This is a genomic window from Streptomyces sp. NPDC041124 (assembly GCF_055592385.1).
This window is the reverse complement of sequence record NZ_JBVIYR010000003.1, coordinates 512,184-525,864: the sequence shown is the minus strand read 5'-3', so window position 1 is coordinate 525,864 and position 13,681 is coordinate 512,184. Positions and strand designations below refer to the sequence as shown.

Genomic DNA, 13,681 nt, shown 5'->3' with positions numbered 1-13,681 from the left:
TCGGCGCGACGTCCATCTTGCCAGGTAGGTCCGACAGCGGGAGGGGAGATCGCAACCGCTTCCGGGACGGAGCCTCACAGTGGGTGACGAGTGCGGCGCTGACCGCCCGGCGCGGCTACCCGGGGTGCCCGGCCGCCTCCGGACGGAGGTCCAGCTCCGCCCACACGGTCTTGCCGGGACCGGTGCGCTCCGCCACCCCCCAGCGGGAGGCCAGGGCCTCGACCAGCAGCAGTCCCCTGCCTCCGTCGGCATCGGCGGGCGGGAGCAGCCGCACGGGCAGGGCGGGGTGGGTGTCGGACACCTCGACGCGCAGGAGCCCGGCGGCGGGCGTGTGGACCAGGCGCAGCGCGAAGTCGCGCCCCGGGACGCGTCCGTGGAGTACGGCGTTGGCGCTCAGCTCCGCGACGATCAGCAGGGCGGCGTCGGAAGCGGAGGTGCCGTGCGGCACGCCCCAGGTGTCGAGCTGGTGCGCGGCGAGTCTGCGGGCGAGGCGGGCGCCCCGCCGGGTCGCGGACAGGCGCTGGGCGAATGCACGTACGGTGACGATGTCTTGGGGCTGTTGCGTCGGCATGGGGTTCACCGTCCCGCCGCCGCGACCCCGCCGAACAGGACCGACGCTGGTACAGATACGCCTGTACTGGTTCACCCGCTGGACTGGGCGGGTCACCGTGCGTGACCATAGGGCGGGTTCGGTGTGTGCAAAGGGGCACGGGAGGCGGGCTGCATGGCGACGGGCAACGGCGGCGGGGTCGGCAGCGGGGGTACGGGTGGAGGCGCCGGTACGGGCGGCTCCAACGGCGAGCACGACCTGTCCGACAGCCTCAAGACCTTCGGGGCCGTACTGAAGGCCCTGCGGGAGGAGGCCCGCCTCACCCAGGAGGAGTTCGCGCAGCGGGTGCAGTACTCCGCGCACTACGTGGCCAAGATCGAGCAGGGCAAGCGGTTCCCTCCGGGAGACCTGCCCGAGCGTGCCGAGCCGACGCTGGGTGCGGCTGCGGCGAAGGTGCTGGCCGCTGCGGCGCGGAGTCTGACGCGTAGGGCGGGGCTTGCTTCCTGGTTCCGGCAGTGGGCGGGGATCGAGGAGGAGGCGGTGTCGTTGTATGCCTACGAAGCCTGCGCGATCCCTGGTTTGTTGCAGCCGGAGCCGTACATCCGGGCCATCTTCGACCGCAGGTTGCCACCCCTCTGCGAGGAGCAGTTCGAGCGACAGGTTGCCGCCCGTCTGGAGCGGCAACATCTCCTCGCCGAGCGCCCCAACACGGAATTCTCCTTCGTGATCGAGGAGGCACTGCTAGAACGCAGGATGGGAGGCCGTGAGGTTACTCGCGCTCTCATTGACAACCTGCTGGAGCAGGGCAGTCGTCGCAACGTCGAGATCCTGGTCATGCCGCTGCGTCAGGAAGACCACTCGGGGTTCGAGGGGCCGCAGTATCTGGCGGAAACCCAGGACAACAAGTGGGTCGGATACGTCGAAGCGCACGACACCAGCGCCCTCGTCACCGACTCGAAATTGGTCAGTGCGATGCTCCGACGCTATGGAAAGATGCGCTCGCAGGCTCTCAGCCGGACGGCCACCGCGAGCCTGCTGGAGCAGATGCGAGGAGCGTTATGAGCACCACCGAACTGGTCTGGTTCAAGAGCAGCTACAGCGGCGGCGGCGGTGGCAACTGCGTCGAGGTGGCCGTGACCCCGCAGGCTGTCCACGTACGGGACTCCAAGGACACCCGGATCCAGCCCGTGCTCGTCTCCCCCGCTGCCTGGTCGGCGTTCACCACGCACGCTTCCAACCACGATCGCTGAACACCCTGCCGATGGGCGGGGAGAGCGCAGGGCCGCTCTCCCCCTCCAGCTCTACTCGTCGTCCAGCGCGGATTGTTCGGGCGTCTCCTTGCGCTGCGCAGGCTTCCGCCCACGGGTCTTGCGTACCGGGCGCCAGTCCCTCATCTGCGCCTCGCTGACCCCGTGGGTGCGCAAATAACGCTGGAACTCCGCCTCCAGATCCTCGGCCGGTGAGCCCTCCCACTCGTCGTCGTACGCGCTGTACCACTGGCGCACCCACGGCATGACCTCGTGCAGCCCCGCGAGCAGCGGGACGAGGCGTTCCGCGCCCCAGGCGTCGCTCCTGACCCGCGTGTCGATGAGCTGGGTGAGGGCCAGCGCCTGGTCCCTGTGGTCCCAGCCGGCCCAGCCGAGCATCAGCGTGGAGTCGCTGTCCGGTCCCGCCTCCGGATAGGAGATGAACCGTTCCTTGGGCACGTCGAGCTTGCCGCGGTGGGACCAGTAGGACGGCCTGAGGAAATCTGAGGACTTGTACTTCGTGGGCGGGTCGATATCGAGCCGCGCGCCCGTACGGTCCTCCTCGCGCTGCTTCTCCCAGACCTTCTCCCACTCACGGCGGGTGCGCAGTCCGGAGTCCTTGTAGCGCATGGCGGCGAGGTAGGGCACGTGCTCGTCGGCGATGATCTCGGTGAGGATCTGCGCGAGGGGGAGGTCCGGCTTCTTCAGGTGGTCGGCTGCGTAGAGCGCGGCGACGGCCGTAAAGTCGGGGTCAGAACCGAGCCGGTCGGCGAGGTTGTTGACGGTCAGCGTCCGGGGGCGCCGCAGTCCGTCACGCACCTTGAACCACAGATCCTCGTCCTCGCAGCGGTCCAGCAGCCATTTGCGGAGCGCGGTTCGTTCCTTCTTCTCCCACGGGTCGGCGGCCCAGCGGCGCTTGCACTCGGGGCGCTCGATGAGGGCGATGTCCTTGCGGCGGGTGATGAGGTCGATCCGGGCCTGGACGATGTTGCGGTACCAGTCGGGCCAGTGGGCGGGGATCTCGGTGACGGGCGTTGAGCCGTGGCGCCGGAACCAGGCGGTGTCCACCTCACCGGCCTCGGCCTTCCGTGCGAGCACAATCTCGAAGGCACGCTCACCGAGCTTGACCTCGGGGATGGTGTCGGGGTCGGGTGACGGGGTCGTGATCCGGGCTACTTCGGCGTCACTAAGCAACCCATAGAGGCCGTAGACCTGCCAGTCCAACTCTTCCTGGAGGGCAACGACTCGCCGCCGGAGCTCGGCATGTTCTGCCTGCGCGTCATCAAGCACCTGTCGTTGCGGGACGCCTCCAGCGCACACCGCCGACGGCTCCAACTTGGCCAACTTCTGTGCCTGGGCATCGAGGAGGCGACCAAGGTGGAGCGGGAGCTTGGCCGAAAGGGGAAACTCTTGCAACTTGGTGCCGGTGAACTCGTAGCGCTCCTCCCACTCCTCGTCCTGAAGCCCTCGACCGAGTCCACTGCCGCCCTTGCCCTGGCTCACTTGCTTCAACCAGAAGCAAGCCGCCGAAGAATTGAGCACCCCCAGCAACTCCAGGTGCTCGTCCTCGCTGGCCCCCTCGGGCAGCTTGATAACGGGAGCAGTTCGGTTGAACAGCCGGCCAGCCCGGTCATACGAGAAATGATTGTGTGTGGCGACGAAAGCGAATCCCAAACCTTCCTCGACACTCAGCTTGCTGGAGTAATTTTCCAAATGCACATACCAGGGTGCGTCACTGTCCGCCAATGTCTTACCAAAGATCACACGACGTTCCAGCAGCGCGCGGAACGGCCAGAGGGAACGCGCGACCAATGGGTCGGACTCCCCCACGGGCAACGAGTTCGCCTGGTCCGCATAAGGGTTTCGCACCTGGGTCAACCTGCCGAACGAAAAGTCCCGGACGGCATCCCCTGTGACCAGCTCTCGGACCCTGTCGCCTTCACGCAAGCGCTCGGCCGTCCTGCGGTCAGGCAAGAAGTAGGCATCGTCCGCGCCGCTTGCGGTGGTGCGACCGATGCTGGCGCACCGATCTCCGAGCCGCGACACCGCTGCCGCTTCGAAATGCCCTTGTACCTCACCGGCCCCGCCGCCGGAAAGGCTCCACGGAAATACACTGATGCTGTGACGCGTGGCATCAACGACGCTGATCCATTCGGACTCAGTACCGGCCAAGCCGGTCTTCTTCGCGATCTCCTGCCACACAACGCCGTACTCCGCCTTTTCAGGCTGTGAAGGCTCCCCTCGGACACCGAGTACCGCTCGGACCGTCCGGTCCGGGCTCGGGACCCGGTTACGCCCGACCAGAATCACCGTCGGCGTACCGTGCCCGGGGATGTAGGCGCCCGACGTGTCGATGACATGCGAAAGCTCCGCCTTGTTCCGGAAAAAAACCTCGATCAGCTTCTTTCCGAACTCCCGCTTCATGAAGGAGTTCGCCGTGATCTGCCCCACGAACCCGCCCCCACCCAGCCGCCCGCCGGACCCCTTCACCGCAAGCTCGAACATCCGCTGGGCGAACGGCACCGACAACGCGTACGTCCCCGCACACGCGTCGTACGCCGCCCGGTAGTTCTCGTTCTCCTGCTTGTCCTTCACCGTGATGTACGGCGGGTTTCCCACCACCACGTGATACGACCCCCGCCCCAGCAGGTCGACCCTTTTCGCGTACTCCCACACGTCCTCCGTGGCGTACGCGTACGCCTCCCCCTCCTCGCGCCCCACGACCGCCTCCGCGAACAGCGTGTCCAGGTCGGTCTGGATGCCGGCCGCGTCCCGGCCGTGCAGCAGCGAGTCACCCACGGCCACGTTGATCGGGAACGGCGGCGCGTCCGCCAGTCGCCGCGCGCCCGCCGCGCGCATCGCGGCGACCAGGAGCCGGAAGCGGGCGATGCTCGCGGCGAAGGGGTTCTTGTCGCAGCCGTGGACGGACTCCAGCACCCGGCGCACCAGCGTCCAGGCGTCCGTACCGGGTTCCGCCTGGCGCCACTTGTCCAGCAGGCGGTGGAAGATGCCCAGCAGGAAGTGTCCGGAGCCGCACGCCGGGTCGATGGTGCGCAGGCCGCGGCGTTCGCGGCCGTCGGGGCCGGTCCAGGCTGGGTTGAGGCCGAAGCCCTGCCCGTCGTCGGCGACCGCCGGTTCCAGGGTCAGGTCGAGGATGAACTCCTCTACGAACTCCGGGGTCTGGAGCAGCGCGTACGTCTTGCGGGCGTGCTCGCTCAGGTCCTGGTAGAGGTCGCCGAGGAAGCGGGTGTCCCACTCGGGATCGGTGAAGTCGTAGCGGATCTCTCCATCCGCGCCCCAGCGACGCCAGAACATCAGCAGTTCCGTCGCCGTCTCGTAGCCGGGGGTCAGGCCCCACAGCGGGTTATGGCGCTCGTCGAAGAGGCCGGCTGCCGTCTCGTTGGTGCGCGCCAGGTGGCGGAACGCCTCGATGAGCCAGTCGCGGTTGTTGTGGTGCGGGTAGGTGCGAAAGTGGGCCTCGTGCCGGGCCTCCGCTTCGGCGAGGCGTTCGCCGGGGCCGGCGAGGAACGGTTCGTCGATCAGGCCGTTGTCCTCACAGAAGCGGACGAAGACACAGCCCAGCACCCACGCCACGGCGGCCTGCGTGACGCGCTCGTCGCGCCAGGCCGGGTAGGACAGGGCAGTGCGCCGGGCCTCCTTCGCCTCGCGCCACTCACGGTCCAAGCGGGTGTGGAACTCCTCCTCGGACATGCTGCGCGACCGCAGATCGTCCTCCAGGTCGACGACCAGCTTCTTCAGGTCCTTGAGCAGGGCCGCCTTGTCCGTGCCCGTAGTCGTCACCGTCACTCTTCGCTTCCTTCTCCCTGCACCGCGTCAGCGCCCCACCGCGTCAGCCGCGGACCGGATCTCCCATCCTGCCGCACCCGCGCCCCCGTACGGCGGCCCAGGGTCGTCGCGATCTGGGAAAAGCCCCCGCGGCCCTCCTGGTCGGCTCGTTAAAGTGATCGTCGTGACGGCCTCGACACCCTCAGCGACACCGCCGCCCGCGTTCGCGACGGCGAGCAGGAACCACTATCGCGCGGCCACGCTGGCCGCCGAGAGGGACCTGCGGATATCCGCCGACCATCTGGCCGGGCTGGCGGCGGAGTGCGCCGTCAAGGCCATTCTGATCGACTTCCTCGGGTCCCGGCTCGACGTGTGGAACAAGCCGGAGCATCCGGAGGTGAAGTACCTGGACCGCTCCCGCAAGAAGCCGCAGTGGACGAACAAACACGGGCACCTGCCGGAACTCTGGGAACACCTCACCGCTGTCGCCCACCGCCGCCGAGGGGGCGGGTCGGGAGCGTTATTCACCCAGCTCATCTGGAACAACCCGTTCGCCGGCTGGGACGTCGGAGACCGCTACTGCGACGGCACCGCGATCACCGACACCGTCATCGACCGGCACCTGAAGGCCGCGTACGACCTCATCGCCGCTCATGAGCAGGCGAGCATCCTGGGGACGAGGACCCGCGCATGAGCAGTTCCCGCGTGCGGTTCGACACCGCCTGGCAGGCCGCCCTCGACCACGCGCAGCAGGCCGCCGCACAGTTCGGCACGGACGTCGTCGTCACCCGTGACGTGCTCGGCCGGGCCTGTCTGCTCCTCGACGACCGGCACAGCCCGCTCGCGCACGACAACCCGGCCGTGGTGACGCTCCGGGACGCGTTCACCGCCGCCACCCGGCCCTTCACCGGGCTCGAACCGGTCCTCTTCGCCGACAAACTGTTCGCACCCGAGCTGTACTTCGACGCCGATGACCGTGTGCCGGTCAGCCCCCGGCAGGGTTCCGGAACGGGCAGCGTGCACGTCTTGGAGCGGACCGTCATCGGCACCGACTGGGCCCGCAGCGTTCCCGCCCCGTCCGACGGGGTTGCGGGGCGCCGGGACCGGCGGGTGGCGCTGTACGGCTTCAAGGGCGGAGTAGGGCGCACCACCGCCACCGCCGTCCTCGCCAGGTACCTGGCGGGAACGGGCCGCTGCGTGCTCGTAGTGGACCTCGACCTTGAGTCCCCGGGCATCTCCAACCTGCTGGAGGACCCCGCCGGCATCCCCCGGCACGGCATCGTCGACCACCTCGTCGAGGCCGGTGTCGGCAACGCCGACGGGCTGGAGCTGGTGGCGCGGAGCACCGCGCTGCCGGTCAAAGGAAACGGCGAGGTGTGGCTCGCGCCCGCGGGCGGCTCGCCGCTGGAGGGCGAGCCGTACGACTACCTCGCCAAGCTGAACCGCATCTACAGCGACCTCGCCGGGCTCAACCCCGGTGACGGCGAACGGCCGTTCGCCGCGCGGCTGGAGCAGGCCATCGCCGCCTGCGAGGACCAGGTGACCGGGTTGTCGCGGGCACCGGACATCGTCCTGCTGGACAGCAGGGCCGGCATGCACGACATCGCGGCGGTCACCCTGACCCATCTCAGCGGGCTCGCCCTGCTGTTCGCGGTGGACAACCCCTCCACCTGGGAGGGCTACAAGATGCTGTTCACGCAGTGGCAGCAGCGCCCCGCCCTGGCCCGGGAGCTGCGGGAGCGGCTGCGGATCGTGGCGGCCATGTTCCACTCCGCCGGGGACGCGAAGCGGTTGCCCGCCCTGCGCGACCGCGCCCAGGAGCTTTTCGCCTCGACGCTCTACGACCAGCTCGACACGGACGAGGACGGCACGGACGACGAGAGCGACGAGCCGTATCACCCTCCGCTGGAGGACGACGACGCGCCGCACGCCCCCGTCCCCATCCTCTTCGGCAACGACCTGGTGGGGCTGGACCCCCTGCGCAGCCGGGACTGGCCCGAGCTGCCGTTCGTCGAGGCCGCGTACCGGACGTTCACGACTACGGTGGAGCGTCTGCTGCCGAACCCGCACCCCGCCCCGGAGTCCTCATGACCGCCGCCCCGACCACCGACGAGTACCGCACCCTGATCACCAGGGCCCTCGGTGTCGCGCTCGATGCGGACACGGACAACCCCGATCTGCGGCGGCTGTTCACGCCGTCCAGCCACCGCCTCGCGCTCGACCCGGACGTGACCGTGGTCCGCGGTGCGCGCGGCACCGGCAAGACGTACTGGGCAAAGGCGCTGACCGACCCCGAGCTGCGGGAGGTGGCCGCCCGGTCGTACATGATGCCGCGGCTGCGGCGGGTCAGGGTCACGACAGGGTTCACCACAGGCGGCGGCAGCGACACTCCATACCCGAGCAAACGCAAGATCGCCCGGCTGCTGCGTGAGGTGACCGGTTCCGACGTCTACGAATCCTTTTGGTACGCGGTCGTGATGATGGCGCTCGGTGTACCCGAGATCGCGAGCATCCCCGACTGGGCCGACCGTATCCGTTGGGCCGAGGAGAACGAGGACGCGTACGAGGACGCCCTGCGCAAGGCCGACCGGGAGGCCCGGGACAGCGGTGAGACCCGCGTGCTGCTCTTCGACGCCCTGGACCATCTCCACGCGGACCGGGCGACCGCCGACCGGCTGGTGTCGGCGCTGTTCCAGGTGGCGCTGGAACTGCGGCTGACCACGGGGGCGCTACGCGCCAAGATCTTCGTCCGTCCGGACATGTACGACAGCGCGCCCAAGAGGTTCCCGGACGCCTCCAAGCTCGGGGCGAACGCGGCCGACCTGGAGTGGAGCCGGGAGAACCTCTACGGGCTGCTCTTCCACCGGCTGGGCAACGATCCGAGCGCCGAGGCGGAGAAGTTCCGCGCCCAGTACGGCGAGTGGCGGCCGGAGGGCGAGGGGCGGTTCATCGCGCCGGTCGACGTGATCGCCGACGAGAAGTGCCAGGAAAAGGTCTTCGTCTCGCTGGCCGGCCCGTACATGGGCACCGACCGGCGCAAGGGCCACACCTTCACCTGGGTTCCGAACCACCTCCAGGACGGCAAGGGCCGGGTGAGCCCGAGGACCTGGCTGCTCGCCCTGCGCTCGGCCGCGGCCCTGACGACGGAACGGTACGCCGGACACCCCCACCCGCTGCACTACGAGGCGATCCGGGAGAGCCTCCACGAGGCGTCGCGGGTCCGGGTGGAGGAGCTGACGGAGGACATCGCCTGGGCCGCCGCCGCCATAGAGCGGCTCGAGGGCGGGCAGGTACCGATGGAGCCGTCGTACGTCCGCCAGTGCTGGGAGCAGGGCGGACTCGCCGAAGCCCTGCGCCGGATGCGGGAGGACGACGGCGAGAGCAGCGGTCCCCGTGACGCCGGGGACCCCTTCGCACTGATCGAGGAACTGGTGGACCTCGGTGTCCTGACCGAACGAACCAGTGGCGCCCTGGACCTCCCCGACGTGTACCGGCTGGCGTTCAACATCGGCCGCAAGGGCGGGGTGCCCCGGAAGACCTGAACCATCAAGGCTGACAGATGGTCGGCCGACGCCGTCCCGCCGACGCTCAGCCCGTGCCGGCCGGCACCCGCAGCGTGTCCAGGAACTCCTGGTCCAGGTGCGCCCGTTCCCCGTCGCCGCCGATCACCTCCACCGTCCGGTCGTCCAGCTTCGGCTCCTGGGCGCGCGTCTCGACCGTGCACAGCAGCCACAGGCCGTGCGGGGCGTCGGCGGGGCGGCGTGCCGCGTTCTGGAGCCGGACGAGGAAGGCGTGGCCGCCCTCGTCCCAGTAGCGGGCGACCAGGCCGGCGTCGTGCAGGAACAGCACGGTGCGCGGCGCGTCGGCGCGGGCGAGCACCGCCTGTTCGACGCGCTGCCAGACCACCCGGACGAAGGACGCCAGCCCCGGCTTGATGCTGCCAGGGGTGGAGAGGCTGTCGGCGCGCAGGACCTTCTGCCAGTCCTGGCCCTTCTCCGCGGCCAGGGCGTGGAAGACGGTGAGGAACACGTCCGACAGGTCGACGGCCTCGACCGGGAAGGCGGCTGCCACGGTCTCCGCCGCTCCCGCGAACGCGTTCGGCTTCACCGTGAGGGCGAGGAAGCCGCCCCGCTCCGCCACGGCGGTCAGCCGCTCCCGCAGCGGGCCGTGCGGGTCCTCCCGGTCGGCCCGGGTGACGGGAGTGGGCGGCTGGTAGCTGGTGAGGGCGCCGGTGGAGCTCCACGGCCCCCTCGACTCCGGTGCCCTGGGGAAGAACTTCTCCGCCTCGTCGTCGTACACGAGGTCGAACCGCGCGCCTTCGAGGGCGTCCAGCAGTTCCACATGGGTGGGTTCCCGGGGGCCCGACACCAGGTCCAGACCCGGGAAACGGGCACGCAGGCGGGCCACCAGCTCGGCCACGGTGATCCCCCGGTCGCGGCGGACGCCCGCGCCCGCCTGGGAGATGCGCACCGCCCGTTCCAGGCTCAGGTCACGCGGGTACAGCTCCAGCCGGGGCGTGGCCGCGACGGCGGGGGCCGTCGCGGCGGCCAGGGACACCAGGCGGGTGTCGGCGAGCGGGGCCAGTCCGTCGGGCGCGGGCACGGACCGCAGGGCACGCAGGACCTCGCCCCGGCCGGGCAGGGGGTCCTGCCGGGCCAGCCGTTCGGCGGCCTGGCCGAGGAGCGCCGCGTAGTCCGCCAGCTCGCGCGGGCTGGGGTCGTCGGCGCCCGGCAGGGACTCGGCGGCGAGCAGGACGGTGTCGCCGCGCCGGTGCACGGCGACACGGGGCTCGTGCTGCCCGGCGGGGTCCTCGTCCTGGCGTTCGGCGGTCTCCGCGTCGGCGGCGGCCCGCACGACGGCCAAGGCCCTGGCGAGCGTCCTCGCAGGGGTGTCCGCCCCGGCGCCGTGGCGAGCCCGGAGTTCGGCCGCGGCCTCGTCGGCGGTCATCACCCGGCCGACGGCCTCGACGATCTCGGTCAGCTCGGTGCGGACCGGGGCCAGCCAGTCGGCCTCGGTCCACCTCCTGATCTCGTTCCGGTGGTGGCGGGAGACGGAGGTCTGCTTGATGCCCAGATGGTCGGCGATCCGGGCCTGTACGGGCCAGGCGCCGAGCGGGGACAGCCCGCCGTCATCCAGGGGCAGGCCCAGGGTGAGGCGTACGACGTCGGCACGGTGGGAGCCCTTGCGGCCCGGCTCCGGGACCAGGAGCGCCGCCATGTCGTCTATCGACAGGATGCGGGTCTCGTCGGAGCCGGGGGCAGCCTGCGGCGAGGCCCCGGCGTCGGACGCCTGCCGGCGGGGGGGCGCGTAAGGCGCCGCCGGGCGCAGCGCTGTGGCCCACTGCTTGCGGCGCCGGTTGAGTTCCTTGCGGACCAGGGCGCCCGCGCCGCGCGCCTTGGAGATGGCGTACGGCTGGATGTCCAGCAACTCCCCGACCGTCGTCGCGCCCAGTTGGCCGGCCACCGACACGGCACGCGGCGAGAGGCCGGCGGCATCCAGCGGCGTCGTCGGGCCGGCCGCCGCAGCGGCCCGGTCGCGGGCCTCCTCCGGATCGTCGGACGAAGCCCCCACGGTGGAGGGAGTCGTGGCGGGCGCGGTCGCGTCGGCAGCACGGAACACCTCCCGCCAGACGTCCCACATCTGCCGCAGCGTGTCGAAGCGCTGTTCGGTGTCACGGTGCAGCGCCCGCTGGAAGAAAGCGGTGAGTCCCTCGCGCAGCGCGGGCTCGAACAGCTCGGTGGCGACGTGAAGTTCGGCCGACTCGTTGGTCAGCGGGTCGAGCTGCCCCTCGCCCCACAGCGGACGCTCACCACTCGCCATCTCGTGGAGGGTGACCGCGGCGGCGTACCGCTCCGCGTGGTCGTCGTAGTGGGCGCGGCGCATCGAACCGAGGAACGGGTCGAGATAGCCGCGCGTGCCGGCCTTCACGTCCCGGTCGGAGGCGTCCGTCAGGGAGAAGTCGAACAGCTTGAGCTGCCAGGTGCGGTCCTTGCGGCGCTGGATGCCGAAGTTGTCCGGCTTGATGTCGCGGTGGCGCACGCCCTGCGCGGCGAGCTGGTCCAGGGCATGGAACAGGTCGTCCGCGAAGCGCTCCAGCTCGTGGTAGGTGAGCCGCCCCTTGCCGCGCAGTCGCTCGCCGAGCGACTGCGCGCCGGCGTACTCCAGCTCCAGGACGGTGCGCCCGCCGAGCTCCCGCAGCCCCTCGCCGCGCAGCTGGACGACGGAGCCGCCGCCGACCTTGCGCAGCGCCCTCTCCTCGGCGCGGAGCCGCCCCGCCTTCTCCTCGTCGAGAGCGACCTTGAAAACGTGCTCGTCGACCTGGGTACGGCCGTCCTCGTCCTCCGTGGCCCGCTCCACGAGCAGGGCGCGTGCGGTGGCGCCGGTGCCCAGGACACGGCGTACCGTCCATTCCGCGTCGAGCGCCTGCCCGGGCGCCGCTTCGAGCGGGTCGACGCAGGCCGCCGCCGGTGTGTCCGGGAGGATGCTGGCGCGTTCCGCCTCGTCCAGCAGGTCCAGGAACGCCTCGGCCGAGCCGAGCCGCTCGTTGACGTCGGCGCGGGTCGCCCGGAAGACCAGGTCGTCGAGCGTGTCGGGCAGGCCGTCGGTCACCGCGAACAGGCGCAGGCCACCGTCGCCGCGGAGCCGTTCGGCGAGGTCGCTGCGCTGGGTGGCCGGCGGACGGCCGGTGAGGATCAGGTAGGCGACCGCGCCGAGGCCGAAGATGTCCAGGTCGGCCGGGTCCGCGTACGGCTGGTCCGACTCGGGGGCGAGATAGACCCGGGCCGCGTCCTCGATCAGGGCGGCGTCGAGGGCGGAACCGCCGATGGAGCGGAAGAACGTGGCGTTGCTGTCGAAGTCCCGCGCCGCCGTCTGCCAGTCGGTGATCCGCAGCTCCGGAGCCGTCCCGTCGGCCCGGAACGACACGTACACGGAGCGGGCCGCGAGTGCCCGGTGGTAGAGCGAGCGGTTGTGCGCGTAACGGACCGCCTCGGCGAGCTGCCGGACCAGGTCCAGACGGATCTCGGGCGTCAGTCTGCCGCCGTAGGTGTCCAGGTACTGATCCAGGCGGAGATCACCGTGGCGATGGCGGAAGAGGATCGCCGGTCCGCCCTGGTGCTCGCGGTAGTCGAGCGCGTCGACGATGCCGCGGTGGGTGATTCCCTGCAGCACCTGGTACTCGCGGCGCGCGGCCCGTTCGGTGGCCCTGCGGGCCGCCTCCGTCGCCATCTGGCTCACCAGATAGATGCGGACCCGGCCCTCCTCCTGGACGAGGCCGTCGTCCCGGGTGGCCAGGCGGTCCTCCCAGGACGGTCCGGCATCCAGCGGGTGCGACTCCATCTTCCAGGCGTCACCGAAGCGGAGGTGGGCCGTGGACTGGCGGATCCCGATCGCCTTGAGCAGCTGTGGCAGGGTGTGCCGCGAGAACTCCGGCGTGATGCGCCGGTCGGGACGGTCGGGGGGCAGACCGAGGAAGTCCTGCCAGATCCGCTTCAGGCCGCTGCCGCCGTCGTCACGGCCGTAGACCTTGATCTGCTGGACCTCGTCCAGGTGGCTTTCCAGGTCGGGTGACGAGAGAAACACGGCGGGTTCGACCCGCGGGACGACTCGCTCGGAGAGGCCCAGTCTGCGGGCCGCCCACTGGAGCTGGCTCTTCAGCTCCTTGGACTTCAGGTCGGTCAGGTGCAGGGGGTTGTTGATGGTCCGCATGCGGTCGGGGCCCTGGAAGTTCCAGGTCGACCCGGTGTTGCGGAGCTGCCCCGGATGCCCCTTGATCTCGACGAGGAAGAGGCCGGCGGGAACGGCGACCAGCAGATCGCACTCGTTGACACGGCCGGACATCGCAGTGAAGGAGAACGTGGCCCAGGCGCGGAACGGCTCGGCCTGCGGCATGAGTCCCCGCACATGGTCCAGCGCGTCCTGCTCCCACGGGTACGGCGAGGGGCGCTCCTGGAACCACTGCCGGGCGGGACGCGGCGGGCCCGGCTTGGGCGCACCGGGCCTCGGTGCCGACGTGTCTGACTGAGCTGTCACCGTCCGGCCTCCCCAGGCTTTCCTCACGGACCACGTGTAAAAGTGCCTGGTCGAGCCTATCGCGAGG

General features: G+C 70.5%; 8 protein-coding genes. 5 read left to right on the top strand and 3 right to left on the bottom strand.

All coding sequences use genetic code 11. The features are described 5' to 3' along the window. Window positions 1-115: 115 nt before the first annotated feature. Window positions 116-571 carry an ATP-binding protein gene (locus ACZ6A9_RS10725; protein WP_468982248.1) on the bottom strand — a complete coding sequence of 152 codons (456 nt, stop codon included), beginning with the start codon at window positions 569-571 and terminating at the stop codon, window positions 116-118. 153 nt (window positions 572-724) lie between these two features. Here ACZ6A9_RS10725 and ACZ6A9_RS10720 point away from each other — a divergent pair, with 153 nt between their 5' ends. Together ACZ6A9_RS10720 and ACZ6A9_RS10715 are read left to right on the top strand one after the other, a co-directional pair. Then, window positions 725-1,612 (top strand): helix-turn-helix domain-containing protein, encoded by an 888-nt coding sequence (locus ACZ6A9_RS10720; protein WP_468982246.1) that lies wholly within the window; start codon window positions 725-727, stop codon window positions 1,610-1,612. Continuing rightward, on the top strand, window positions 1,609-1,800 hold the full coding sequence (locus tag ACZ6A9_RS10715) for a DUF397 domain-containing protein (RefSeq protein ID WP_468982243.1): 192 nt from the start codon (window positions 1,609-1,611) through the stop codon (window positions 1,798-1,800). The genes ACZ6A9_RS10720 and ACZ6A9_RS10715 overlap by 4 nt, the downstream gene beginning before the upstream one ends. Before the next feature lie 51 nt (window positions 1,801-1,851). Here ACZ6A9_RS10715 and pglX read toward each other — a convergent pair whose 3' ends face one another. Then, entirely contained in the window at window positions 1,852-5,604 is a 3,753-nt protein-coding gene (gene pglX, locus ACZ6A9_RS10710; RefSeq protein ID WP_468982241.1) for a BREX-2 system adenine-specific DNA-methyltransferase PglX, read from the bottom strand. 163 nt (window positions 5,605-5,767) lie between these two features. On the opposite strand from pglX, the gene ACZ6A9_RS10705 reads away from it, so the two are divergent. The 3 genes from ACZ6A9_RS10705 to ACZ6A9_RS10695 are packed head-to-tail and all read left to right on the top strand — an operon-like array spanning window position 5,768 to window position 9,125. Beyond that, window positions 5,768-6,277, top strand: coding sequence for a hypothetical protein (locus ACZ6A9_RS10705; protein WP_468982238.1), 510 nt, complete (start codon window positions 5,768-5,770; stop codon window positions 6,275-6,277). Then, on the top strand, window positions 6,274-7,674 hold the full coding sequence (locus ACZ6A9_RS10700; RefSeq protein ID WP_468982236.1) for a KGGVGR-motif variant AAA ATPase: 1,401 nt from the start codon (window positions 6,274-6,276) through the stop codon (window positions 7,672-7,674). The genes ACZ6A9_RS10705 and ACZ6A9_RS10700 overlap by 4 nt, the downstream gene beginning before the upstream one ends. Beyond that, window positions 7,671-9,125 (top strand): hypothetical protein, encoded by a 1,455-nt coding sequence (locus tag ACZ6A9_RS10695; RefSeq protein WP_468982234.1) that lies wholly within the window; start codon window positions 7,671-7,673, stop codon window positions 9,123-9,125. Before ACZ6A9_RS10700 ends, ACZ6A9_RS10695 begins: the two co-directional genes overlap by 4 nt. Before the next feature lie 46 nt (window positions 9,126-9,171). Here ACZ6A9_RS10695 and pglW read toward each other — a convergent pair whose 3' ends face one another. Then, window positions 9,172-13,614, bottom strand: a complete 4,443-nt coding sequence (gene pglW / locus ACZ6A9_RS10690; RefSeq protein ID WP_468982231.1) for a BREX system serine/threonine kinase PglW — start codon at window positions 13,612-13,614, stop codon at window positions 9,172-9,174. Window positions 13,615-13,681: the final 67 nt, after the last annotated feature.